28 protein-coding genes are annotated in these 21,503 nt (G+C 64.7%); 18 read left to right on the top strand and 10 right to left on the bottom strand.

All coding sequences use genetic code 11. The annotated features are described in order from the left end of the window. Nucleotides 1–495 precede the first annotated feature (495 nt). From ACNHKD_RS10710 to ACNHKD_RS10700, 3 genes are all read left to right on the top strand, one after another. Entirely contained in the window at nucleotides 496–693 is a 198-nt protein-coding gene (locus ACNHKD_RS10710) for a hypothetical protein (RefSeq protein ID WP_442753474.1), read from the top strand. Between the two features lie 123 nt (nucleotides 694–816). Next, complete coding sequence (locus tag ACNHKD_RS10705; RefSeq protein WP_442753473.1) at nucleotides 817–1,170, top strand: hypothetical protein; 354 nt, start codon at nucleotides 817–819, stop codon at nucleotides 1,168–1,170. A gap of 108 nt (nucleotides 1,171–1,278) precedes the next feature. Beyond that, complete coding sequence (locus ACNHKD_RS10700) at nucleotides 1,279–1,518, top strand: cysteine rich repeat-containing protein (RefSeq protein ID WP_442753472.1); 240 nt, start codon at nucleotides 1,279–1,281, stop codon at nucleotides 1,516–1,518. Between the two features lie 2 nt (nucleotides 1,519–1,520). Here the strand turns inward: ACNHKD_RS10700 and ACNHKD_RS10695 are convergent, their stop codons facing one another. From ACNHKD_RS10695 to ACNHKD_RS10680, 4 genes are all read right to left on the bottom strand, one after another. Further along, the gene (locus ACNHKD_RS10695) at nucleotides 1,521–2,075 is read right to left on the bottom strand and encodes a GDYXXLXY domain-containing protein (protein ID WP_442753471.1); all 555 of its coding nucleotides are present in this window, start codon (nucleotides 2,073–2,075) and stop codon (nucleotides 1,521–1,523) included. Further along, nucleotides 2,072–3,382, bottom strand: coding sequence for a DUF2157 domain-containing protein (locus ACNHKD_RS10690; RefSeq protein WP_442753470.1), 1,311 nt, complete (start codon nucleotides 3,380–3,382; stop codon nucleotides 2,072–2,074). Before ACNHKD_RS10690 ends, ACNHKD_RS10695 begins: the two co-directional genes overlap by 4 nt. Nucleotides 3,383–3,482: 100 nt before the next feature. After that, nucleotides 3,483–4,097 (bottom strand): PilZ domain-containing protein, encoded by a 615-nt coding sequence (locus ACNHKD_RS10685; protein WP_442753469.1) that lies wholly within the window; start codon nucleotides 4,095–4,097, stop codon nucleotides 3,483–3,485. A 90-nt stretch (nucleotides 4,098–4,187) separates the two neighbouring features. Continuing rightward, the gene (locus ACNHKD_RS10680; RefSeq protein WP_442753468.1) at nucleotides 4,188–4,781 is read right to left on the bottom strand and encodes a PAS domain-containing protein; all 594 of its coding nucleotides are present in this window, start codon (nucleotides 4,779–4,781) and stop codon (nucleotides 4,188–4,190) included. 450 nt (nucleotides 4,782–5,231) lie between these two features. On the opposite strand from ACNHKD_RS10680, the gene ACNHKD_RS10675 reads away from it, so the two are divergent. Beyond that, nucleotides 5,232–6,005, top strand: a complete 774-nt coding sequence (locus ACNHKD_RS10675) for a rhomboid family intramembrane serine protease (RefSeq protein ID WP_442753467.1) — start codon at nucleotides 5,232–5,234, stop codon at nucleotides 6,003–6,005. A gap of 92 nt (nucleotides 6,006–6,097) precedes the next feature. Further along, entirely contained in the window at nucleotides 6,098–6,529 is a 432-nt protein-coding gene (locus tag ACNHKD_RS10670; protein WP_442753466.1) for a CBS domain-containing protein, read from the top strand. A 47-nt stretch (nucleotides 6,530–6,576) separates the two neighbouring features. Here ACNHKD_RS10670 and ACNHKD_RS10665 read toward each other — a convergent pair whose 3' ends face one another. From ACNHKD_RS10665 to folE, 4 genes are all read right to left on the bottom strand, one after another. Next, a complete protein-coding gene (locus ACNHKD_RS10665) occupies nucleotides 6,577–7,581 on the bottom strand; it encodes a patatin-like phospholipase family protein (RefSeq protein WP_442753465.1) in 1,005 nt (334 codons plus the stop codon). Nucleotides 7,582–7,847: 266 nt separating this feature from the next. Further along, nucleotides 7,848–8,123, bottom strand: a complete 276-nt coding sequence (locus ACNHKD_RS10660; RefSeq protein WP_442753464.1) for a phosphopantetheine-binding protein — start codon at nucleotides 8,121–8,123, stop codon at nucleotides 7,848–7,850. A gap of 89 nt (nucleotides 8,124–8,212) precedes the next feature. Further along, a complete protein-coding gene (hisI, locus tag ACNHKD_RS10655; protein ID WP_442753463.1) occupies nucleotides 8,213–8,599 on the bottom strand; it encodes a phosphoribosyl-AMP cyclohydrolase in 387 nt (128 codons plus the stop codon). Continuing rightward, nucleotides 8,599–9,303, bottom strand: coding sequence for a GTP cyclohydrolase I FolE (gene folE, locus ACNHKD_RS10650; protein ID WP_442753462.1), 705 nt, complete (start codon nucleotides 9,301–9,303; stop codon nucleotides 8,599–8,601). The genes hisI and folE overlap by 1 nt, the downstream gene beginning before the upstream one ends. Before the next feature lie 252 nt (nucleotides 9,304–9,555). Between folE and ACNHKD_RS10645 the strand changes: the two genes are divergently transcribed. The 5 genes from ACNHKD_RS10645 (at nucleotide 9,556) to ACNHKD_RS10625 (ending at nucleotide 12,369) form a co-directional block, all read left to right on the top strand. Next, on the top strand, nucleotides 9,556–9,981 hold the full coding sequence (locus ACNHKD_RS10645) for an iron-sulfur cluster assembly scaffold protein (RefSeq protein WP_442753461.1): 426 nt from the start codon (nucleotides 9,556–9,558) through the stop codon (nucleotides 9,979–9,981). Nucleotides 9,982–10,405: 424 nt separating this feature from the next. Further along, nucleotides 10,406–10,915 (top strand): crossover junction endodeoxyribonuclease RuvC, encoded by a 510-nt coding sequence (ruvC, locus tag ACNHKD_RS10640; RefSeq protein WP_442753460.1) that lies wholly within the window; start codon nucleotides 10,406–10,408, stop codon nucleotides 10,913–10,915. Further along, a complete protein-coding gene (locus ACNHKD_RS10635; protein WP_442753459.1) occupies nucleotides 10,912–11,091 on the top strand; it encodes a hypothetical protein in 180 nt (59 codons plus the stop codon). The genes ruvC and ACNHKD_RS10635 overlap by 4 nt, the downstream gene beginning before the upstream one ends. Then, nucleotides 11,088–11,708, top strand: a complete 621-nt coding sequence (ruvA, locus tag ACNHKD_RS10630) for a Holliday junction branch migration protein RuvA (protein WP_442753458.1) — start codon at nucleotides 11,088–11,090, stop codon at nucleotides 11,706–11,708. The genes ACNHKD_RS10635 and ruvA overlap by 4 nt, the downstream gene beginning before the upstream one ends. Nucleotides 11,709–11,796: 88 nt before the next feature. Then, nucleotides 11,797–12,369: a methyltransferase family protein gene (locus tag ACNHKD_RS10625; protein WP_442753457.1), complete on the top strand. Its 573-nt coding sequence runs from the start codon at nucleotides 11,797–11,799 to the stop codon at nucleotides 12,367–12,369. Nucleotides 12,370–12,509: 140 nt separating this feature from the next. Here ACNHKD_RS10625 and ACNHKD_RS10620 read toward each other — a convergent pair whose 3' ends face one another. Continuing rightward, the gene (locus ACNHKD_RS10620) at nucleotides 12,510–12,725 is read right to left on the bottom strand and encodes a hypothetical protein (RefSeq protein ID WP_442753456.1); all 216 of its coding nucleotides are present in this window, start codon (nucleotides 12,723–12,725) and stop codon (nucleotides 12,510–12,512) included. A 61-nt stretch (nucleotides 12,726–12,786) separates the two neighbouring features. Between ACNHKD_RS10620 and ruvB the strand changes: the two genes are divergently transcribed. From ruvB to ybgC, 4 genes are all read left to right on the top strand, one after another. Next, entirely contained in the window at nucleotides 12,787–13,827 is a 1,041-nt protein-coding gene (gene ruvB, locus ACNHKD_RS10615) for a Holliday junction branch migration DNA helicase RuvB (protein ID WP_442753455.1), read from the top strand. Nucleotides 13,828–14,019: 192 nt separating this feature from the next. Further along, nucleotides 14,020–14,580, top strand: coding sequence for a hypothetical protein (locus tag ACNHKD_RS10610; RefSeq protein ID WP_442753454.1), 561 nt, complete (start codon nucleotides 14,020–14,022; stop codon nucleotides 14,578–14,580). A gap of 12 nt (nucleotides 14,581–14,592) precedes the next feature. Then, nucleotides 14,593–15,567 carry a hypothetical protein gene (locus ACNHKD_RS10605; protein ID WP_442753453.1) on the top strand — a complete coding sequence of 325 codons (975 nt, stop codon included), beginning with the start codon at nucleotides 14,593–14,595 and terminating at the stop codon, nucleotides 15,565–15,567. A gap of 144 nt (nucleotides 15,568–15,711) precedes the next feature. Further along, nucleotides 15,712–16,140, top strand: a complete 429-nt coding sequence (ybgC, locus tag ACNHKD_RS10600) for a tol-pal system-associated acyl-CoA thioesterase (protein WP_442753452.1) — start codon at nucleotides 15,712–15,714, stop codon at nucleotides 16,138–16,140. 28 nt (nucleotides 16,141–16,168) lie between these two features. On the opposite strand, the gene ACNHKD_RS10595 is transcribed toward ybgC, so the two are convergent. Continuing rightward, the gene (locus ACNHKD_RS10595; protein WP_442753451.1) at nucleotides 16,169–17,152 is read right to left on the bottom strand and encodes a PstS family phosphate ABC transporter substrate-binding protein; all 984 of its coding nucleotides are present in this window, start codon (nucleotides 17,150–17,152) and stop codon (nucleotides 16,169–16,171) included. A gap of 252 nt (nucleotides 17,153–17,404) precedes the next feature. On the opposite strand from ACNHKD_RS10595, the gene tolQ reads away from it, so the two are divergent. From tolQ to tolB, 4 genes are all read left to right on the top strand, one after another. After that, the gene (gene tolQ / locus ACNHKD_RS10590) at nucleotides 17,405–18,145 is read left to right on the top strand and encodes a protein TolQ (RefSeq protein WP_442753450.1); all 741 of its coding nucleotides are present in this window, start codon (nucleotides 17,405–17,407) and stop codon (nucleotides 18,143–18,145) included. 3 nt (nucleotides 18,146–18,148) lie between these two features. Next, nucleotides 18,149–18,598, top strand: coding sequence for an ExbD/TolR family protein (locus tag ACNHKD_RS10585; protein WP_442753449.1), 450 nt, complete (start codon nucleotides 18,149–18,151; stop codon nucleotides 18,596–18,598). A 7-nt stretch (nucleotides 18,599–18,605) separates the two neighbouring features. Further along, a complete protein-coding gene (locus tag ACNHKD_RS10580; RefSeq protein WP_442753448.1) occupies nucleotides 18,606–19,883 on the top strand; it encodes a cell envelope biogenesis protein TolA in 1,278 nt (425 codons plus the stop codon). Nucleotides 19,884–20,197: 314 nt separating this feature from the next. Further along, nucleotides 20,198–21,499 (top strand): Tol-Pal system beta propeller repeat protein TolB, encoded by a 1,302-nt coding sequence (tolB, locus tag ACNHKD_RS10575; RefSeq protein WP_442753447.1) that lies wholly within the window; start codon nucleotides 20,198–20,200, stop codon nucleotides 21,497–21,499. The last annotated feature ends 4 nt before the right edge of the window (nucleotides 21,500–21,503 follow it).

Genomic DNA, 21,503 nt, shown 5'->3' with positions numbered 1-21,503 from the left:
GGAAGGATCCGCAGCCCCTTTCCACCGCGCGAAAGGATGCGCCTGATCGATGACGTTTGGATGACGCTCGCCCACAAGCAGAGTCCGGCAAGTCGCCTTGCAAGGACACGGAAAGAGCGTCCCGTCTGAGTCGGGTCAGATCAGTTTCGCGAATCTGCGCCGTGTCGCCGTTCGACGGCGCATGGCCGATTGGCCGTCATTCCCCCGCCACGGCCCCGTCACCCGGCAACTCGGCCCATCGACCCCATGCGTGGAAATCCATACGCGATTTTGTCCCGCCGCGGGCGACCAGACGGCGACCGCCAGCGCAATGCCCGACGAAGTGGAATAGGTCTGTTTCATGAAACTACCCGCTTCGATGACGCGAAATAGCGTCAGGAACGTTGATCGCACAGCGTCGCGGGGGACTGATGTGCGCCCGCGCACGAGACGGATGGCGACCTGCCGCTGCGGCGCGCTATGTCTCCCAAATCCCGTTGGAAAGCGATGCAGGTCATGCAACCAATTCCTCCCAGACAAAGAACCCCTGAAGACGACCCTGCTCCCGGCGCGCCCGCGACCGGCGAGGATGTCTGTCCCGAATGCCATGGCACGGGAAAAAAGACCGATCCCGACACCGGCGCGCAGTTCGACGCCCCCTGCCCGCGCTGCGACGGCGCAGGTCGGATCATTGAAGGGATCGGCGGCGGATGAATTGACGGCAATTCTCTCGAACCTGGAGAGGGCCTGGTCGCCAAAAAGCGAAGAGAGCTTTGCTTTTTCCTCCAGCCGCCTCTTTGCTCACGCTCGGGAAACCCACTTTGTCGGGAGGGCGTGATGTTGAAGCGGGCGATCTGTCATTTGCTTTGCGGGGCTGCCGCGTTTTTCGCCGGGAGCGCCGGCGCGTCGCCGGTCGTAGCCATGCTGGACCCTGAACCGGCCGTCACTTTTGTGCGCGGCTTCGCGCGCGTCGGTCCGGTCGTCGGCTATCGCGGCGGCGCTTATGTCGGCGCCTGGCGACGGCCCTATGCCTGGCCGCCTGGCGGCGCCATCGCCGCAGGCGCAGCGGTCGGCGTCCTGTCGGCGGCGGACGCCGTTGGCTACGCGACTGTCGCGGCGCCTGCGAACGGTCTGTGCTGGTATTACACGGACGACAACGCGTCGCAGGGCTTTTGGGATGTCTGCCAATAGCGATCCCTGCCGCGCCGCGCATTGACCCAAGTCACAGAGACGCTGTTATAGTCCAGAGCGCCGCTTTCGCTAACTACGCGGCGGACTGTCCATTTTAGGAGATCGCACATGAACGCCCGCTGCTTGGCGCTCGCCATTATCCCGCTCTCGCTGCTTACAGTCGCACAGCCCGCCGTGGCGCTTGACAGCGCGGTGCTCACTTATTGCAAGGACGACGTCGAGCGTCTTTGCGCTGGCGTCCAGATGGGCGGCGGCCGCATTCTTCAGTGTCTCAAGAGCCACAAGGAGCAGATGAGCGTCGGCTGCGCCCAAGGGCTTCAGAAAATGAAAAAAGGCATGGGCAAATAGGGTCAGCGCGCCTTTTCAGCCTCGCTCAACGCATCGCTGATGGGTTTGCCGCCGACATAAAGGTCCTCGACGGCCCAGGCGCCGTCGAGGATGCGCACGACGACATAGGCATCTTTTTCGCGCGTCGCTTGCGTATAAGCGGTCTCCGCCGCCGGCGCCTTCGCTTCCTCCATGTAATAGCGGTCGAAGGGCAAGGACAGGACCTGATCGGGATAGCCGCTCTCGACGTTCAGCGTCAGATAAGGCCCGCCTTGCGGAGGCGCGAGCGCCGCGTCGCCGCAGCGCGCGAAACCGTCGTCGCCGACGGTGATCGGCGCATAGACCTTTCCCCGGTAAGACGGAGGGATGTTCGCCGACAGCTTGGGAAGCCCCTCTCGAAAACTCAGCGCGACATATTTGCCGCGAAAAGCGTCATAGGGATCGACCGGCGCCGTGCGGAACTTGAACGGCTGACCGTAGGCGAGCGCGCGCTCCTGTTTCCAGATCATGCTCGCGGGCGCCGCGATCTGAATGAGGCAGACGACGAGGAAAGCCGCGAATATCCAGGCGCGCTTCATTTCGCCTCTCCGCGTTTACGCAGCATCACGAGATTTGCGGCCAGGAACCCGACGCCGATCAGAATGAAACCGACGCCGCGCGCGACGAAGCCGATGTCGGAATCGAAGAAGCGACAAAAGATGAGCGCCGACAGGATCATCATGCCCGCGTTCATTGTCCCCAAAGCATGCGAACGCACGCCAGCCGACAGCACGCCGACGCCAAGGCCGAAAACATAGAGGTTCATCAAGGCGACGGCCGCCCAGGGCGACGCCGGCGCGAGCCCGTAGGCGGCGCCCGCGATGAGCGGCAGCGCGCCCAGAAGGGACGCGGACGACAGCGCGCCTCGGCGCAGGCTGTCGCCCCACAATGCGAGACTCGCGAGCAGCCATGCAATCGCGATGAAGAGTCCCGTATTGATCCCTTGCGCGCTCTCGCGAATTCGCCAGACGTCCTCGAAGGTCAGCGCCAGGGCGAGGCCGAGCGCGCCGAGCGCGCCGACAATCTGCAGGGGGCGGTGACCAGAGGATGCGGCGTCTCCCCACCATTTCTTTCCGGCGAGGAAGAGCGCCGTCCAGAAAGCGCTGTGCCAGACGGGCCAGAAGCCGCCGATGGCGCGCTCCTCCAGCGTCAGGAAATATCCGACCGGCATTGTGAGCGCGAGGCTCCATCCGAAGAGCGCGACCTGCGAGCGATAGCGTCCCTCCCTGATCTGGAGAAACCACCAGGGCAGCGCGAGCGCCAGAAGGCCCCAATAGCTCAGCCCCCGGGTGAAGGCGGTTCTGATCCCGAGCCAGGCGGAGGGATAGGTCATGCCAGCCCAGGCCGCGATCGCGATGAGATAGAGGAGCGCCGGGAGAGTCGCGCGCATCAGATAGGCCACCGGAAGGGCGAGCAGCGCCCAGCTCAGCAGAAAATCCTCGAAGCTGCCGCCGAGATGGTAGGTCTGGGCGACGAGGGCGATGGAGCTGCCGACGGCGAGGGTGAGGAAGGTGCCCGCCCCCTCGCGCCAGGCGACGCTGTCGGGCCGGCGCGCAAGGGTCCAGCCGCAGAGCCCCTGTCCGACGAGCATCGGCGCGAAGGACAACGCCGTCCGCGTCGCGCGGCTCAGGTCGTCCCAATTATGCGCGAGCAACAGGATGACGCCGCCGCCGATCAGCGCGGCGCCGAGGATGCCGAACAGGACGACGGCGCGGCTTCGGCCGCTCTGCTCGATTTCGCCGAAACGCCGATGGAGTCGGTCGACGGATTCCTGGGGGATGACTCCGTCCCGCACCAGCTCCGGCAACTGGCTGTAGAGCCAGGCCACATGCCTTCGATCCTGCATGGCGAGACGCTCAAATCCACTGTCGCTCTCGCCGGGCCGGCGAAGCGTTCAAAGCTGAATTGAAATCCAATACCGGGCCGCGCGCAAGATTTTAGCGCGATCAGAGCCGCGTCGATTCGTCGATGTCGCCGGGATTGAACGGCTTTTCGAATTCCGCGCCGATCCCGCCCTCGAAATGGCGGACCACGACGGCGGGCGTCGTGCCGATGACGATTTTCGCGCCGAGATAGGGACGCGCCTCGGTCTCTATGCCGACGCCCGAAAGCGAAATGTCCTTGATCTTGGCGATGATCTCGTGCCCCTCGGGAAGCCGCAGCAGGGTGCGCTGCATCAGCGGCACGATACGCTCGTGCCGGCGGTCTTCCGGCAGATTGAAGGCGTGACGGTTCGCGAACCAGGTGAGCTGATCCGCCAGCTTGTCGCGCTTCATCGGGGGGAGATTCATCGACAGCGCGAAACCGACATCCGTCTGGCGCATGGCGACGCCCGCAAAGCGGCCGATCTCGTCGAGATAAACGACGACCTTTTCGCCGATCTGCGCCTTTACGGGAGCGAACAAAGTCATGTCGCCCGGCGACATTTCGACGGTCTGGCACGGATATTCGCGCCGCGACTCAAGCATGTAGCGTCCGAAAAGGGTCACAGGGACTCGCTGGAACCGGCGGTTCTCCCGAGAGTCGTAAAGGTAATTCAATTGGGGTTGAATTGCGGCCATGTCCGGTCGTACTTCCGCATTGAGTTTCGAGACAATACCGCCGACCCAATTAAAGATTGCTTACGCCTCCGATTGAAATGAAAGCAACGATCATAGCTTATCGCCATTGCAAACGATGAGGCGCGGCCCCGTCCGAACCGTTTTCGCAAATGGAAAAGGCTTAGGATCCGAGATTGTTGCGCGCGGCGCCGCGGTTTCCAACACCCGCAGCGAAACCAGCTCCAGAGGACCGGAGCGCAACTGGCCGAGCCACTCAGGATGGTAAACGGGCGACAGGGCGCCGAGCACCCGGGAATGCGTCTTGCCGAAATGCCGCAGCGGCAGAAGAAGCAGTTCGAGCTCCAGCGGCGCATGGCCTTCCACCTGCGTTTTCGTTCCTGCGACGACCGGCGTGACGCCGTCGACGACCGTCGTCACCGCCGCGGACATGCTCGGCCGATCCTCCAGCCTCCAAAGATCGATGAAAGAGCGCCCCTTCTGCTCGCGCATCCAGATCGCGTTGACGCGCCCGCCGGAGAGGCGCAGCGGAAACCGGGCCTCGGCGTCGACTTCCAGGACAAACGTATCGGCCAGAATGTGCTTGATCGCCCCGGGATCGATATCCGCGCGGTCGGGGGCGCGCCTGGCCCCTTTCAATTCGCTCCAATAGGCGAACAGATCCTTGCTTACCTGCTGTCTCATCATCCCGCCCGCCGAATTTCGGCTTTCTGATCCGGATTGAAACGGCTCCTCGATTCCGGGTTCCGTATGGGCGTAAACAGCAGCGCGCGTGCCATCGGTTAACGGAATTAACCCTTTTTCAAGGGTCTCCTTGCCGAAAGCGGCGCCTTATGAGAGCTTGTTCGCATGCCGGGACGTTGAAGGGGAGACGCTCCGCTCCTTTTAAGGCGGCCGGCAAGTTGCTGAACGAACAAGAACAAATTTTACCAGTCACTTTTGCCAAGCATAGGGAAAAAGACAAGAGGGGGGACGCTTGCTCCGGCGTTCCCCCTCCCCCGTTCGTCCCTCTTCCACGGCGCGCCGCTCAGCCTCGGTCGTTCCCTAATCGCTCATGGACGAGCAAATCTTGTCCCGTTTCGGGACTTGGGGCCTTTGCGTTAATTGGGGTCAGCAACAAGGGCGAAAGGGGAAACCGTGGACGCCGACAGGGAACGCATTCTCAATCTGCCCGGCGTGGTGACCGCCCTTCTCGGCGTCATGTTCGCGATCGAGCTCTTCGCCGCGCTCGCGCCCAAGGGGCTCGTTTACGCCGTCTATGACGCCTTCGCCTTCGTGCCCCTGCGGCTGAGTTTCGCGCTGGCGCCCCAAACGGTTCTCTCGTCCCTGGCGGATACGGACGCGTTCGGCGGCGACGCGCAGGGACAGATCGCCGCGTCGCTGAACGGCGGGCGTATGGTCTATCTGACGCTCGTCACTTACGCCTTTCTGCATGGCGGCTGGACGCATCTTGTCATCAACGGGCTCACGCTCGCGGCGTTTGGCGCGCCCGTCGCGCGTCGCCTCCAGCCCGCGCGCTTCCTGGCGTTTTTCGCGGCCTGCGCCATTGCCGGCGCGCTCGCCCATTACGCATTCCATCTGCTCGACGCGGCGCCCGTCGTTGGCGCCTCGGCGGCGATCTCCGGAACCATGGCCGGGATCGTGCGTTTTGCTTTTAACCCCGGCGTGCGGCTGGGAGACGACGGCGCAATGGACGGGAGAGAAGCGGCGACCGCCTCTCTTTCGCAAATCGGCGAGAATCGACAGGCGATGCTTTTTCTTGTCGTCTGGTTCGGCGCTAATTTCCTCCTCGGCGCCTTCCCTGAGGCGACGGGTTCCTCGGAACCTGTCGCTTGGGAAGCGCATATCGGGGGCTTCTTGTTCGGCCTACTCGCTTTCGGCGCTTTCGAACCCTCGACGCGACGCGCGTAAGCGCGACCGCGCCGGCCAGCCGCCCGCCGCAAGCGCGAGAAAAAAGTCGCGCGCGGGTTTTTTTGGTTGGGGCCGCCGAGGAGTGAAAAACCATGACCGTCGCCATGATCCTTTCCGAAAAAGGCCGTCACGTCGTCACCGCGTCGCCGAACATATCGTTGCGTGAAGTTGCGAAGGAGCTCATACGCCACGGCATCGGCGCACTGGTCGTCGTTGATGGCGACGGCGCGGTCCTGGGTCTGATCTCCGAGCGCGATCTCGTCGCGGCCGTGGCTGCGTTCGGCGCGCAGGCGCTAGACTCGTCGGTCGCCGAGCACATGCGCACCAATCCGGTGTCGGCGCATGAAAACGACACGGTCGACTCCACGATGCAGACGATGACGCTGGAGCGGCGCCGCCATCTCCCGGTTTTACGGGAGGGCCGCCTGGCGGGCCTCATCTCGATCGGCGATGTGGTGAAATACCGCATCCGCGTCATTGAGGAAGAGCACCGCTCCATGCGCGAATATATCGCGCAGGCCTGACGGCGCCGCCGCCGGCGTGACGGTCATGACGGCGAATCGCCGAAGGTTCAGGCGGTTGCGCCGGGAATGGGAATGTGGGCGAAAATGTTTGGCAGCGCGCGTTTCGCAGCCAGTCGCCCAACATTGATGAGCTGGTCCGCCTTGTGGAAGTCGAACATGCCGATGTCCTCCATCCGCGCCGTGATGGTGGCGTCCGGCGGGTCGCCCGCGAGGCGCGACCGCAATATGCGATCCTGGATAATGTTGAAAGCGTCGATCATCGCCGTCGCGACGTTCGGCGCTTCGCCGGCCTGCCGGTCGAAATAGCGCGGCAGAATGCGATCGACGAAGGAGACGTCCGGCTTCTCGCCAAAGGGCCCCGCCTCAGCCGCCTTCCTCTGAGCGACGGGGTCGTCGCGGATCACGCGCGCGCGATACATCGTATCCGCGGTGACATTGACGGCGATCACGAATTCCGCGCCGAGCGCGCGACACACCGTGACCGGCACGGGATTGACCAGCGCGCCGTCGAAGAGCCAGCGGTCGCCTACGCGCACAGGCTCGAAAATTCCCGGCAGCGCGTAAGAAGCCCGAATGGCCTGTGCGAGCGAGCCCCGTTGCAGCCAGACCTCGTGACCCGTTCCGACCTCGGTCGCGACGGCCGCGAAGGGGGTCGGAACGTCCTCGATGTTGAGGCCGGCCAGTTCCTGCTCCAGCGCCGATTTCAGCCGCTCGCCCGTGATAAGGCTTGCGCCCGAGAAGGACAGATCCATCAGTGTGAAGACGCGACGCCGCGTCAGGGAGCGCGCGAAGACCTCGATCTGGTCGAGTCGGCCGGCAGCGTAGCAACCCCCCACGACCGCGCCGATGGACGTGCCCGCGACGATGTCGGGCTGAATGCCGTGCTCCGCCAGCTCCCGCAAAACGCCGATATGGGACCATCCGCGCGCGGCGCCGGCGCCCAGCGCGAGGCCGATCAACGGTTGGCCGCGGCGCGGCGCGCGCGTTTCGCCGTCTCCGCCGTCCATGACGGCGGGCGGATTGGAGCCGGTGGCCTGATCCGACACGCTCATCGCATCGCGACTGTCGCTGGCGGCAGAGGAATCCGTTCGTCTTAGCAGCGATAACATCGCATTATTCCTGCTTGCTCGTCTCTCTACCCAAGATTTTGTTTTTTTATATGGGAGCGAGGCTGCGCTCGGAAAATGTCCAGAAGGTTAACCTTATTTGATACAGCCGAGCCTGTCGTTGCGCGTCGCACCAGGAAAAAAGCCCGGCTTAAGAAGCCGGGCGTGGGAGGCTGGGAGGAAAAGAGGTAGCGGTTCTCGCGCGGGCGCCTCTATGCGGCGATGCGTAAACTTTTCGGCGGCGCCATCTCAAGCTGCCACAGCGCCAGCACCGACTTGGCGATCGCCTCGACGGACGACATGGCCTTGCGATTGAGCGCCGCGGCCGGAAACCTGACTTTGAATTCGCGCTCGATAGCGACGAGCAGGCGCGCCGCGTGGAAGGACGTCAATCCGAGGTCGTAGAGATTGGCCTCGGGCGCAAGCCGTCCAGCCGGAGCGACGACCCGGGTTTCCTGCACGATCAAGCGTTGAATGGTGGCGAACATTTGGGCTCTCCCCGCCATTTCTGAATTCGGACGCTGGGAGAGTGGCGAACCGGAACCGCCGTCGCTGTGCGCGGACGCACGCGGCGGCGTCACGCCCCGAAAACAAGCCGTCGCGCGTCGCCTTCGGTCACGAGTTTGCGGTAGAAGCACGATTTGCGGCCCGTATGGCAGGCCTTGCCGTCGCCGCCCGCCTCGACAACCAGTTGGATTGCGTCCTGATCGCAATCGACCGAAAGCGAGATCACGCGCTGCACCTGCCCGGAGGTGTCGCCCTTGCGCCAGAGCGCGTTGCGCGAGCGCGACCAGTAATGCGCAACGCCTGTTTCTATCGTCTTGTCGAGCGCGAGCTGGTTCATATAGGCGACCATCAGAATCTCGCGCGTCGCGGCCTCGACCGTCACGCAGACGATGAGGCCGTTCGCGTCGAAGCGGGGGGTGAACTCGGCCCCCTCCTCCAGCTCCCTGGCGCCCGCCATCAGCGCGCGCCGCGCAGCAGCGTGTAGAAATGCGCCTGCTGCTTCGGATCGTCCCGGAAGACGCCCGAGAACTGCACGGTGACGGTGGACGAGCCCTGCTTCAGCACGCCGCGCATCGACATGCACATATGCTCGGCCTCGATCAGCACCGCGACGCCGCGCGGATTGAGATGGCTCTCGATCGCGTCCGCGATCTGGGCCGTCATCGCCTCCTGCGTCTGCAGACGCTTCGCGAAGACGTCCACGAGTCTCGCGAGCTTGGAAAGGCCCACGACGCCGCCTGTCGGATAATAGGCGATATGCGCCTTGCCGACGAAGGGGACGACATGATGCTCGCAATGCGAGGTGAAGGGGATGTCGCGCACGAGCACCAGGTCGTTATAGCCCTCGACCTCTTCGAAGACGCGCGACAGCACCTCGTCCGGGCTCTCATCGTAGCCCTTGAAAAATTCCTCATAGGCTTTCACGACCCGGCGCGGCGTCTCGCGCAGGCCCTCGCGATCCGGATCGTCACCAGCCCAGCGCAGCAGGGTGCGGACGGCCGCCTCGGCCTCCTCGCGGCTGGGACGTTCAAGCGACGCTCGCGCCGCATCGTCCGTCGTTTCGTCGGGTCGGGCGGCGGCGGGTCCGGAAGCGCTCACTGTATCGTCGCGGTCGTCTTCGAAACCAGGGCGAACGGAAAAGGTCTTAACCACGTCATCCATGTGGCGCCTCCAACAATCGCGTCGCAAGATCAGCAACGCACAACTCCCATGCGGGCAAGACGCATGGGACTTAACCTCAAATTTCGCCCTTCTGACTGAGAAACCGCGAGAATTCGAGACTTCGCCTGAGTCGATGCAAAAACTGCGGCGCCTCGGCGTTGCGCCGGGAGCGCTTTCGCCACGCTCCTCGGCTAGCTATATAGAGTGGAGCGGGAGCGAAGGTAAGCCCCGCGCCAGAGCCCGCGCTTTACGATGCTCGACAAGGTCTACAACGCCCGAATCCTGGAACTGGCCGGGAACATCCCCCGTCTTGGCCGGCTGGAGAACCCGGATGCGACAGCCAAAAGCTATTCCAAGCTCTGCGGCTCGACCATCACGGTCGATCTCAACCTGCGGGATGGTAAAGTCACTGATTACGCGCATGAGCTGAAAGCCTGCGCGCTGGGTCAGGCTTCCGCCTCGATCATGGCGCGCAATGTCATCGGCTCGACGCCGGAGGAGCTGCGCGACGCCCGCGAAGCGCTGCGCAGGATGCTGAAGGAAAACGGCCCCCCGCCCGGAGGCAAATGGGCCGACCTCGCCGTACTGGAGCCCGTGCGCGACTACAAGGCCCGGCATGGGTCGACCATGCTGGCGTTTGACGCCGTGGTCGACGCCTTGGGGAAAGCCGAGGCGTGAGCCCCGGCCATCCTCGCCACCCTGTCTAATAAGGGGCCGTGGGCGTGCATTCGGGATTCGCGCATCGCGGCTTGTAAGCATAGGGAACCATTGCAGCGACAAACAGCACGACTCCCAGAACGACAATCGCAAGCCGATAATTCATGGCGCTCGTCCTCCTTGACTGGATAGGACCGGATATCGGACCCGGACCGCCCACGCGTCCGTGACAATGTCGCTCCACGGGATCAGATTTGAGTCTCGCTCCGGTCGGGCGGCCGGGCGGCGCGGAAGCGCGGCGCGCGAAAAAACGGGCAACCGACTTTTCGCATGAAGCGGGCTCTAATCTCTGGAAATCGATTGCATCGCCTGCGTTCAGGCGATTCTGCCCAAACGCGGGCGCGATGATCTAGCTTCGCCGCCCCGGCTGCGCCTAACCTGCGGCATGTCCGCCCCACCGATTCGCATCCTCGGCATCGACCCCGGCCTCAGAAACACGGGCTGGGGCGTGATCGAGACCCAGGGCTCGCGCCTCTCCTTCGTCGCCTGCGGGCGCGTGAAGTCCGACGGCGCGCTCGATATGGGCAACCGGCTGCGGCAACTCCATGAGGGCCTCATGCAGGTCATCGGCGACTATCGGCCAGACGAGGCGGCGGTGGAGGAGACCTTCGTCAACCGTGACCCGCAATCAACGCTGAAGCTTGGGCAGGCGCGCGGCGTCGCGCTGATGGCGCCCGCGCTCGCCGGACTTGAAATCGCGGAATATGCGGCGAACCTCGTCAAGAAAACCGTCGTCGGCGCCGGCCACGCGGAAAAAGCGCAGGTGCAGATGATGGTTCGCGTGCTGCTGCCCACGAGTGAGGCGGCGAGCGCCGACGCCGCCGACGCGCTGGCCGTCGCTATCTGCCACGCCCAGCATCGCGGCGCGCGGGCGCTGAAGGGGGCGCTGGCGTGACGCGTTCCTTCCTCTTCCTGAGCCTCGCCGCCACCCCCGCCGTCGCCGCCTCTGTCGAAAAAAACTCGCCCAAGCCGCACAAGACGAGCTTCGCCCTCGTCCTCGACGCCGCCGGCCTGCAGATCCTCCGGCCAGACGGAACCCGGAGCGCGGCGGTCATGCGGTGCGCGCCATGATCGGGAAGCTCAAGGGCCTCATCGACAGCTATGGAGAGGATTTCGTCATCTTGGACGTTAACGGCGTCGGCTATGTCGTGCATTGCTCCAGCCGCACGCTGCAGAAACTGCCCCGCCCCGGCGAGGCGGCGACGCTCGCCATCGAAACCCAGGTACGCGAAGACTCGATCAAGCTTTTCGGCTTTTCGAGCGAAAGCGAGCGGGACTGGTTCCGCCTGTTGCAAACGGTGCAGGGAGTCGGCTCGAAGGTGGCGCTCGGCATCCTTTCCATCCTGTCGGGCGGCGAACTCGGCTCCGCCATCGCGACCCAGGACAAGGCGATGGTGGCGCGGGCGCCCGGCGTCGGGCCGAAGCTCGCAGCCCGAATCGTCGCGGAGCTGAAGGACAAAGCCCCCGCTTTCGGCCCGGTCGATCCGGTCGTCGCGAAGCTCGCGGGGGAAGACGCCGAGGCGAACGCCCCCTCCTCCGTCCGCGACGCGATTTCCGCGCTGGTCAATCTAGGCTATGGCCGCCCGCAGGCGGCGGCGGCCGTCGCGGCCAGTCTGAAGGCGCTGGGCGACGGCGCCGAGACCGGGGCGCTGATCCGGCAGGGGCTCAAGGAGCTGGCGAAGGCGTAAAGCGCCGAAAACCCGGCCCGCCGCTTCCACATGCTTAACTCCCTCGCGCTAAGCTTCGCTGCGCCAAAGCCTCTGCGGGGTTTCGAAAATGAGCTTGTCCACGTACAACAAGCCCTCTTCCATATTGGCGTTCGTCGCGCGCCGTGTCCGACAGGACCTTCAATTTTCGAGGATTTTTCTCGTCGACTTCGCCGCCTCCGCCTCTTATGCGGCGACGACCCTCATTCTGCTCGGCCTCGCCGGCCCGACGGAAGGCGGCGCCGGGGCGCTGATCGCGGCCGGGTTGGGTTGGATCCTGTTCTTCGTGTTGAAAATCCTGCTCGTCGTCTATCTTGAGAAGAGCGGCGGCGACGCCAGGGAATTCGTCGGCTCCGAGACGCTGGTGACGAGCGGCGTGTACGCCTTCTCGCGCAATCCGGTCTATGTGATGTCGCTTTTCCAGAGCCTGTGCTGGTCGCTCGGCTTAGTCGGCCTCGGCCTCAGCGGCCACCCCTATCGCTGTCTCGCTTTGCTTGCGGCGCCCACGCTGCTCTACGGCCATTGGTGGGGCATGGACCGGCTCATCGTGCCCCATGAGGAGGCCGCTTTGCGCGCGAAACATAGCGAGGCTTTCGCGGCCTATTGCGCCAGGGTGAACCGCTGGTTCGGGCGGCGAGGCTGAGGCAGTCGGCGAACGGAAGCGACAGGCCGCCGTCCGCTCGCGAGCCACGGAAGCGCCGGGCTCCAGCGGCCGGCAATGAACAATAACCTCCGGAAGGGTTGAGGATTCGGTCCGCTTGTCCCGCAATCGAAAAGACCCGGTCAATGTTCGGCGTGGCGAGCCTTTGGCGCGGAACTTTCCCGAAGCGCGGTCGCGAGGTTCTGAATGATGTAATTTTGCTCCCGCCGCACGCCCACCATCATGCGCACGACCCAGCCGCCGATCAGCTCCCATTTCTCGTCGGCGCGCTTGTCGGGCGGAAGTTCCTCGAAATCGTCGAGGGACATATACTCATATTGCGAGGACGGGCGATTCACGGCGCGGCTCCGTTTGGCGAAAGAATAGCATAGCGCGCGCGCCGGCGCATTGGAGCGATCCTTGACCACCCCTCCCCGGCGGCTCGTGAGCCCCGAACAGCGCGACGACGACACGGATTCGAGCCTGCGGCCGCTCACCCTCGCCGATTTCACCGGCCAGGAGGCGGCGCGCGCGAATCTCAAGGTGTTCATCGAGGCGGCCAAGACCCGGGGCGACGCGCTCGACCACGTGCTGCTCGTCGGCCCGCCGGGTCTCGGCAAGACGACGCTGGCTCAGATCGTCGCGCGCGAGCTCGGCGTTAATTTCCGTTCGACTTCGGGCCCCGTCATCGCCAAGGCGGGCGATCTCGCCGCTCAGCTCACCAATCTGGAGCCGCGCGACGTTCTGTTCATCGATGAAATCCATCGGCTGAACCCGGCCGTGGAGGAAATCCTCTATCCCGCCATGGAGGACTTCCAGCTCGATCTTATCATTGGCGAAGGCCCGGCTGCGCGCTCGGTGAAGATCGATCTCGCCAAATTCACGCTCGTCGGCGCGACGACGCGCGCCGGCCTGCTAACGACTCCTCTGCGCGACCGTTTCGGCATTCCGGTGCGGCTGAATTTCTATACGCCCGAGGAATTGGAGCTGATCGTCAAGCGCGGCGCGCGCGTGCTCGGCGTCGGCATGAATGACGAGGGCGCGCGCGAGATCGCGCGGCGCGCGCGCGGCACTCCGCGCATTGCGGGCCGCCTTCTGCGCCGCGTGCGCGATTTCGCGGTGGTGGAAGGCGTCGCGACGATCACGCGCGGCCTCGCGGACAAATCGCTCTCCCTGCTCGAGGTCGACTCCATCGGCCTCGACATCATGGACCGCCGCTATCTCTACATGGTCGCGGTGAATTTCGGCGGCGGGCCGGTGGGCATCGAGACGATCGCCGCCGCCCTCTCCGAGCCCCGCGACGCCATCGAGGACATTATCGAGCCATACCTTTTGCAGCAGGGTTTCCTCCAGCGCACGCCGCGCGGCCGCCTTCTGACGCCCCACGCCTTCCGCCATTTGGGATTGGCGGAGCCGGCGCGGCCCGCCGGACAGTTCGGATTGTTCGAGGAGGAAGACTAACGCCCCACCGCACGGCGGGCTTTTCGGCGTTGGAGCGCAAAGTTTGCGGTTGACCTATTTCCTATTGTTACAGTAGGAATAAACCATCGCCTCTGGCGCGGCCTTTCCCCGCCCGACGCCATGTCTCAGCGAGCTCCACAGCCGCCGTCTCCTTTGAGGCGAGGGACTCTCGATATCAATATCGGATGTAAAATGCCGCAGCTTCTCTTCTTGCACCGCTGGATCGGCGTCGTCCTTGCGGTCTTCATGCTGGGCTGGTTCGCCTCTGGGCTCGTCATCGCGAATAGCGGCAGTCTAGGCGCCTCGCGCGAAAGACAATTGGAGCGCACCCAAAGCCTGCTTCCCGAACCGTCCTGGATGTCGCTGGGCGAGGCGCTGGAGAGGAGCGCCGCAGCGCAGGTCAAACAGTCCGGCGGGGGCGGAGACGTCGTCGCCGAAGCGCGGCTCGTCCGGCGCTTGGATCAACCCTACTGGCTGGTTGAAACCGACGCGGGCCGGCGGATCGCCATTTCGGCCCTGGACGGCGGCGTGAAGAGCTTTTCCCCGGAAGACGCGCTGCGCCTCGCTCATGCCTGGCTTGCGGTCGATGGTCACGTCCCTGCGGTCGCCTATATCGACACCGTCGACGCCGCTCCCGGCTTGCGAAATGCGGAGAGCCTCAAGCCCTTCCATCGCGTCTCGGTCGCCGACGGGGCCAGCACGATCCTGGTCGTCTCGGCAAAGAGCGGCGAGATCCTCCAGGCCGCGACTTGATTCTCGCGGGCCGTGAATTACGCAGGAAACTGGCTGCACCTGTTTCGGCCTCTCGATCTGCTGGGCGCCGGCGACTATCGCCGCGACGCCCTGACCTGTGCGGGCTTTCTCGCCTTCGTCGGCGCGTTGTCAGGCCTCGTCATCGGTTGGCTCAAATGGAAGCCCGGGCTTTTCGGCCGCCCGACCTATGCGCGCGGCCGAACCCAACCCTACCGCGAGACCTGGCTCAAATATCATTTCTGGGCCGGCCTCATTGGCGGCGCCTTCGCGCTTGTCTGGGCCGGGAGCGGTTTCCTTTCCACGAACCCCGGACAGATTTTCTCTTCCGCCGCCCCGAGCCGGCAGGAACTGGCCCGCTATCGCGGCCCAGATGCGCCCAAGGTCGTCACGGATTGGCGCCCCGCCTCCGCGGCCGGGCTCGGAATGGAAATCGTCGAATTGCGCTGGAGCCGGCTCGGCGGCGAGGCCGTGCTCCTCTCCTATGCAAAAGACGGTCGGCGCGCGCCCGTCAATGTAGCGGGGGGACAGGAAAAGATTGTCGACGCCGCACTTATCGCCGCCGCTAAACGCCTCGCCGGGGACAAGCAGGTCTCATCGGTCGAGACCCTCGCCGATTACGACGCCTACTATTTTGCCGGCCATGAAGGCGGTCGCGCCGAACGGCCCTTGCCGGCTTTGCGGGTTGATTTCGCCGACGCGGGAAAGACGTCCGTCTATCTCGATCCCCAGGACGGGCGGCTATTGCTCAGGGTCGACAACAGCCGGCGTCTCTATCGCTGGCTTTACGTTGCCGTGCATCACTGGGATTTCGGCTGGTTCCAGCATGCGCCGGTCGCCCGCCGCGTCTGGATCGTGACCTGGGCGGGACTGGGATTAATCCTTGCGTCGAGCGCGGTCGTTCTCGCGTGGCGGCGCCTTCGGCGCAGCCTTCCAGAGCGGTCCCGCCGGGGCGAGCGATCCGGAAGCCCGACGCCTGCGCGCGCCTGATCCAAATTTGTGTCTCCGCGCGGAAATCCGGCTCGAATGAGCCGGGCGCCCGCTGCTTGGCGACTTATTGCAATTGGGATGGCGGCCCGGGCATATGGCTAGAGATGCGCTAAAGCGCATGTCGCAAATCGAGCGAGAGCCTGCATGACCGCCGCGCACACTTTATCCGTCCGCGTCTATTGGGAGGACACGGACGCCTCTGGCCTCGTCTACCACACCTCTTATGTCCGCTTCATGGAACGCGGGCGCACGGAATTGTTGCGGTCGCTCGGGCTCGATCAGCGGCCGTTGCTTGAAGGCGCGGCGGGAGCGCCGACCTTTTTCGTCGTGCGCGCCATGCAGCTCGACTTCATCCGGCCGGCGGCGATGGATGATCTGCTGAGCGTCGAAACCCGCGTCCTGGAGCTCGGCGGCGCCTCGCTGAGGCTCGACCAGCGCGTCTTGCGCGGCGACGAGACGCTGGTGACGGCGACGGTGAAGGTCGTCTGCGTCGAAGCGGGCCGCGCCAAGCGCCTGCCGCCGGACGTGCGCGACAAGTTCCTGCGCGCGCACGCGGCGTCACTGGCTGGCTGAAGCCCCGCCAGCCACGGCGGAGCGGGCTTTACTCCGCCAAGGCGATCAACCCGAGGCGCGCCAGCTCGTGCTCGCGGATATTGCGGGTGATCGGATAATAGCCGCCCTTCTTCGCCTGCGTCTGGCCGTCCTTCGACAGGACGTATTTCACGAATTCGCCGGAGAGCGTGTCCATCGGCGTCTTCGGGTCCTTGAGGATATATACGTATAGGCCGCGCGCGAGCGGATATTTGCGCGTGTAGGTATTTTCGAACGAGGCGTCGTAGCACGTCTTGCCAAAGCTCGCGGCCACCGGCACGGCGCGCACGTCGTCCGTCTTGTAGCCGATGCCGGAATAGCCGATCGCGCCCGGATCGGCCGCCACGGCCTTCACCACGGCTTCCGACCCCGCCTGCTGCCGCACGGCGTCCTTGAAGTCGCCGCCGCCGAGCACGTTCAGCTTGAAGAACTTGTTGGTGCCCGAAAGCGTGTTGCGGCCGAACATCGCGATCGGCTTCGCGGCCCATTCGCCCGTCACGCCGACCTCGCCCCATGTATGGGCGCTCTTGCCGCCGGCGCTCTTCGGATTTTCCGCGAAAATGCGGTCGAGCTGCTCCATGGTGAGGCATTGGACGGGATTGTCCTTGTGAACATAGATCGCCAGCGCGTCCACGGCGACGAGGACGGCGGTCGGCTTGTAGCCGTATTTCGTCTCGAATGCCGCGATCTCGTCCGGCGTCATTTGCCGCGACATCGGCCCGAGCTGCGCCTCGCCAGAGAGCAGCGCGGGCGGCGCCGTGTTCGAGCCCTTGCCTTCAATCTCGATCTTCACGCCCGAATAAAAGGCTTTGAAGCCCTCGGCCCACAGCTCCATTTCATGAAGCATCGTGTCGGAGCCCACCGATTTCAGATGGCCCGAGAGCGCCCGGACCGGCTTGTAGGGCGAGAGCTCGAGATCCAGCGAGAAGCCAGCCCCCGCCGAGAGAGCGACGGCGACGGCGACGACGGCGGCGGCGAAGGTGCGGCGGTTCATGGCGGGACTTCGGGTGAGGTTGAAATTGAGCGAAACAATCGGGAAACGCTGTGACAGCCGCGTGACGCCGCCGGCCTCGCGCGGGAAAAGGCGCCCTTCCTCACCAATCCTTAACCCTTACCGCTTGTTAACGATTCCCGGATAAGTATCATTGTGCGGCGCACCCGCAGCCCCAGAAAGGGCGAAATTGCGGGGAATAAGGGGCGTCGCTTTTTCTGAAGTGCGCGCGCAACTCCGCTTCAAGGACAAATCATGAATCCGACCGAAATCGCCGCGACCGCCGCCGGCGCCGTTCCCGCCGCCGACATCACCGTCTGGAGCATGTTCTGGGGCGCGCATATCGTCGTGAAGATCGTAATGGTGGGCCTCCTGCTCGCCTCGGTCTGGTGCTGGGCGATCATTATCGACAAGACGCTGCTTTTCGCCCGCATCCGCCGCGCCATGGACCGTTTCGAAGAAAGCTTCTGGTCCGGCAATTCGCTGGAGGAGCTTTACGCCAAGCTCTCCGAGCGCCCAACCTCGGGCATGGCGACGCTCTTCGTCGCGGCGATGAAGGAATGGAAGCGCTCCTTCCAAAGCGGCGCCTCGGCGAGCTTCATGGGTCTGCAGGCGCGCATCGAAAAGGTGCTCGACGTTTCCATCGCCCGCGAGGTCGAGAAGCTCGAATCGAATCTGCTCGTGCTCGCGACCGTCGCCTCGGCCGGCCCCTTCGTCGGCCTCTTCGGCACGGTCTGGGGCATCATGACCTCCTTCCGCTCGATTGCGGCTTCAAAGAACACCTCGCTCGCGGTCGTGGCGCCGGGCATTGCGGAAGCGCTGCTCGCCACCGCCATCGGCCTTTTCGCCGCTATTCCCGCGCTTATCGCCTACAACAAGATGCAGGGCGACGTAGCCAGGGCGCAGGCGCGCATGGAGAGTTTCGCGGACGAGTTCTCCGCCATTCTCTCGCGCCAGATCGACCAGCACGCGGCCAACCGCGACCGGGCGGCCTGATCCATGGGCGCCTCCGTGTCCGCACCGGGCCGTAAGGGCGGCCGCCGTCGCCGCGGCGTCCCGCGCTACGGCGCCATGGCCGAGATCAACATGACGCCGTTCATCGACGTCATGCTGGTGCTGCTCATCATCTTCATGGTGGCGGCGCCCCTGCTCGCCACCGGCGTCGCCGTCGACCTGCCGCAGACCAAGGCCGGCGCGCTTAATATCGACCAGAAGCCCGTGTCGATCGCCATCGACGACAAGGGCCAGATCTTTCTGATGGACCAGCCCGTCGAGGTCGCGCAGCTTCTCGACAAGCTGAAGGAGACGACCAAGCAGGGCTTCGACGAGCGCATCTATGTGCGCGGCTCCAAGGCGGTGAATTACGGCCGCGTGGCCGAAGTGATGTCGCTCGTCACCACGGCGGGATACAAGAAAGTGGCTCTGGTGACGGAGCAGGAGAAGAAGTGAGGCTCCGATGAGAGTTTCGCGCTCCGAGCCTGGCGTTGTCATTTCCTCCGCGGCCCATGCGGGCCTGCTGGTGGCGGCGCTCGTCTTGTTCTCGGATGCGAAGAAATTCGACGACGTCGAAGAGCTTGTGCCTGTCGAAGTCGTCACCGAGGAGCCGGTCGCTCAGGTGACGAAGGGCGAGAAGGCGGCGCATGTGGCGAAGCCCGCCCATCGCGCCGACAAAGTCGCGAAAGAAGCGGAAGCGAAGCCGCATCCGCCGCTCGCCGAAGCGAAGAAGGACGTTCCCGTTCCGCCGCCGCCCTTGCGGCGTCTCCCCGACCCGGGCGCGGACGACAAGCCCGAGCCGATCCCGCCCAAACGCATCGCCGCTCTGCCCCCCGCTCCCGAGCCGCCCACGCGGCCCGCCGAGAAAAAATCCGAGCCGCCGAAGCCTGTCGAGAGACCGGCCGAAGCGAAGCCCGCGCCCCTGCCTCCCATGAAGCCAAAAGCCGCCGCGCCTGAAAAGGAGCAGGAGGAGTTGAAGGACGCCGAGGTGGTGAAACCGAAGCCGCCAGCGCGTCCGAAACCCGAAAGGGAGCCGGAAAAGGAGGCGAAGGAAACGCCGAAGCCGGAGAAAAAACCCGAGCCTGAGAAGAAGCCCGAGAAAGCCGACGCAAAGGTTGAATCGCATGAGCCGGATAAACCGCGCCTGAAAGCCGACGATGTGGCGAAGCTTCTCGAAGCGAAGAAGGTCGAAGAAAAGCCCGCAAAGGACAAGTCCGCGAAGGCGGAGAACAGCGCAGACGGCGAAGCGTCCGGAAAGAGCGTGAAGGGTTCGAAGCCGAAGTCGGGCGACGAGAGCGCGCCAAAGTCGAAATTCGACGCGGCGAGCATCGCGAACCTCCTCAGCAAGGAGGCCCCCCAGCGTCGCGCCGCGACCGACAAGGAAATTCGAACCGCCTCGATCGGATCGCCCGAAGGCGCTGCCCCGAAGCTGTCTGCCTCGATGGAGGCGCGCATCGCCTCCTATATCCACGACCATTACCATCCCTGCTGGGCGTCGGCGCTCTCGCTCGGCGGCGCCACCTTCGCGCCCGTCGTCGAGTTTCACCTGTCGCGCGAAGGCGCGCTGGAGGGCCGCCCGCGCCTGATGAACCCCTCCGCAAATCCCGTGGAGCAGGCGCGCGGCGAGCAGGCGCTGCAAGCCGTGCGCCGCTGCAGCCCCATGCGCATTCCGGCGGAGTTCATGCCCTATTACGAGGAAGCGCTGCACGAAGTGACCATCCGCTTCCAGGATGCGAATTGATGTGCGCTTTGTGCTGGAAATCGTCCCCTCCCCACCTCTCCCCCGCTGCGCAGGAGAGGGAGCGGGCAGCCGCCCTCTTCAGCAGGACGCCGGCCACCACCGATCGTGAGCGTCCCCTCTTCCCGCAAGCGGGGAGAGGGTTAGGGTGAGGGGCGAGCCATAATGACAACCGAAAGTTTTTGGGCAAGGGTCGCCAAGACGAACATTGCGCGCGCCGCCAGCCCCTCACCCCTGCCCTCTCCCCGCAAAGCCCGTCGAAAGGCGGGGGTCTCTCGACGCCCTTTGCGGGGAGAGGGAGTCATAACGGACCGCTCATGACCCGTCTTATCACCCGCCGCGCCGCCGCCGGACTCATCGCCGGCGCCGCCCTTACGCCTTTCGCGCCCGCACGCGCCGGCCGCATCATCGACCTCAAGGGCGGCGGCTTTCAGCCGATCAACATCGCGATCGCGCCCTTCGTCGGCGACGAGGCGGCGCGAACCATCACGTCCGTCACGCAGAACAACTTCAAGCGCTCCGTCTTTCTCCATCCTGTGGACGCCAGCGCGGGCGAAGGCGGCTCGCCGGACCAACCGGACCTCGAAGCCTACAAGGCCGTCAATGCGCAATTCGTGCTGACGGGGCGCTCGGCGCGCGCGGGCGACGGCCGGCTCAAGACCGAGTTCCGCCTCTTCGACGTGACCACCGGCGAGCAGGTCGCGGGCCAGCAATATGTGACGGAAGCGTCCAATATGCGCCGCGTCGCGCATCTGCTTTCCGACGCCGTCTTCACGCGCGTAACGGGCGAAAAGGGCTTCTTCGACACGCGCATCGTCTTCGTCGACGAAAGCGGTCCGAAGGACAAGCGCCGCAAGCGCCTCGCCATGATGGATCAGGACGGCGCGAATGTCCGCTATCTGACGCGCGGCGACGAACTGGTCGTCACGCCGCGCTTTTCGCCTTCCTCGCTCGACGTGACCTATATGGCCTTCAACGACGACGGCGATCCCAAGGTCCTCCTGATGAATATCGAAAACAGCCAGCGTGAGATCGTCGGCAATTTCCCCGGCATGACCTTCTCGCCGCGCTTCTCGCCCGACGGGCAGAAGATCATCATGTCCCTGTCGCAGGGATCGTCTACCAATCTCTATACGATGGACCTGCGCTCGCGCACGACGACGCGCCTCACCGACACGAGCGCCATCGACACGGCGCCGTCTTATTCGCCGGACGGCTCGCGCATCTGCTTCGAAAGCGACCGCGGCGGCTCGCAGCAGATCTATGTCATGGGAGCGCATGGCGGCGAGGCGAAACGCATCTCCTTCGGCGGCGGCCGCTACTCGACGCCCGTTTGGAGCCCCAAGGGCGACTACATCGCCTTCACCAAGCAGAATGGCGGCAACTTCGCCATCGGCGTGATGAAGACCGACGGCTCGGGCGAGCGCATTCTCACCGAGGGCTTCCACAATGAGGGGCCCACCTGGGCGCCGAACGGTCTCTTCCTGATGTTCTTCCGCGAAAGCGGCGGCTCGGGCGGGCCGAAGATCCATATGGTGGATGTCTTCGGACGTTCCGAGACGCTGGTGGCGACGCCGAATTACGCCAGCGATCCGGCCTGGGGGCCGTTGCAGGATTGAGGCG

The sequence above is a fragment of the Methylocystis sp. JAN1 genome (genome assembly GCF_052186135.1).
Lineage (GTDB): Bacteria > Pseudomonadota > Alphaproteobacteria > Rhizobiales > Beijerinckiaceae > Methylocystis.
This window is presented reverse-complemented; position numbering and strand designations above follow the sequence as displayed.

Coding starts and splice junctions, on each gene's coding strand:
- ACNHKD_RS10660 (WP_442753464.1), bottom strand. CDS start 8,123: ATGTTCGCCACCATTCAACGCTTGATCGTGCAGGAAACCCGGGTCGTC.
- ACNHKD_RS10690 (WP_442753470.1), bottom strand. CDS start 3,382: ATGCAGGATCGAAGGCATGTGGCCTGGCTCTACAGCCAGTTGCCGGAG.
- ACNHKD_RS10680 (WP_442753468.1), bottom strand. CDS start 4,781: ATGATGAGACAGCAGGTAAGCAAGGATCTGTTCGCCTATTGGAGCGAA.
- ACNHKD_RS10685 (WP_442753469.1), bottom strand. CDS start 4,097: ATGGCCGCAATTCAACCCCAATTGAATTACCTTTACGACTCTCGGGAG.
- tolQ (WP_442753450.1), top strand. CDS start 17,405: ATGAATCCGACCGAAATCGCCGCGACCGCCGCCGGCGCCGTTCCCGCC.
- ruvA (WP_442753458.1), top strand. CDS start 11,088: ATGATCGGGAAGCTCAAGGGCCTCATCGACAGCTATGGAGAGGATTTC.
- folE (WP_442753462.1), bottom strand. CDS start 9,303: ATGGATGACGTGGTTAAGACCTTTTCCGTTCGCCCTGGTTTCGAAGAC.
- ACNHKD_RS10595 (WP_442753451.1), bottom strand. CDS start 17,152: ATGAACCGCCGCACCTTCGCCGCCGCCGTCGTCGCCGTCGCCGTCGCT.
- ACNHKD_RS10585 (WP_442753449.1), top strand. CDS start 18,149: ATGGGCGCCTCCGTGTCCGCACCGGGCCGTAAGGGCGGCCGCCGTCGC.
- ACNHKD_RS10625 (WP_442753457.1), top strand. CDS start 11,797: ATGAGCTTGTCCACGTACAACAAGCCCTCTTCCATATTGGCGTTCGTC.
- ACNHKD_RS10645 (WP_442753461.1), top strand. CDS start 9,556: ATGCTCGACAAGGTCTACAACGCCCGAATCCTGGAACTGGCCGGGAAC.
- tolB (WP_442753447.1), top strand. CDS start 20,198: ATGACCCGTCTTATCACCCGCCGCGCCGCCGCCGGACTCATCGCCGGC.
- ACNHKD_RS10705 (WP_442753473.1), top strand. CDS start 817: ATGTTGAAGCGGGCGATCTGTCATTTGCTTTGCGGGGCTGCCGCGTTT.
- ACNHKD_RS10710 (WP_442753474.1), top strand. CDS start 496: ATGCAACCAATTCCTCCCAGACAAAGAACCCCTGAAGACGACCCTGCT.
- hisI (WP_442753463.1), bottom strand. CDS start 8,599: ATGGCGGGCGCCAGGGAGCTGGAGGAGGGGGCCGAGTTCACCCCCCGC.
- ACNHKD_RS10695 (WP_442753471.1), bottom strand. CDS start 2,075: ATGAAGCGCGCCTGGATATTCGCGGCTTTCCTCGTCGTCTGCCTCATT.
- ACNHKD_RS10700 (WP_442753472.1), top strand. CDS start 1,279: ATGAACGCCCGCTGCTTGGCGCTCGCCATTATCCCGCTCTCGCTGCTT.
- ruvC (WP_442753460.1), top strand. CDS start 10,406: ATGTCCGCCCCACCGATTCGCATCCTCGGCATCGACCCCGGCCTCAGA.
- ACNHKD_RS10610 (WP_442753454.1), top strand. CDS start 14,020: ATGCCGCAGCTTCTCTTCTTGCACCGCTGGATCGGCGTCGTCCTTGCG.
- ACNHKD_RS10665 (WP_442753465.1), bottom strand. CDS start 7,581: ATGAGCGTGTCGGATCAGGCCACCGGCTCCAATCCGCCCGCCGTCATG.
- ACNHKD_RS10580 (WP_442753448.1), top strand. CDS start 18,606: ATGAGAGTTTCGCGCTCCGAGCCTGGCGTTGTCATTTCCTCCGCGGCC.
- ACNHKD_RS10670 (WP_442753466.1), top strand. CDS start 6,098: ATGACCGTCGCCATGATCCTTTCCGAAAAAGGCCGTCACGTCGTCACC.
- ybgC (WP_442753452.1), top strand. CDS start 15,712: ATGACCGCCGCGCACACTTTATCCGTCCGCGTCTATTGGGAGGACACG.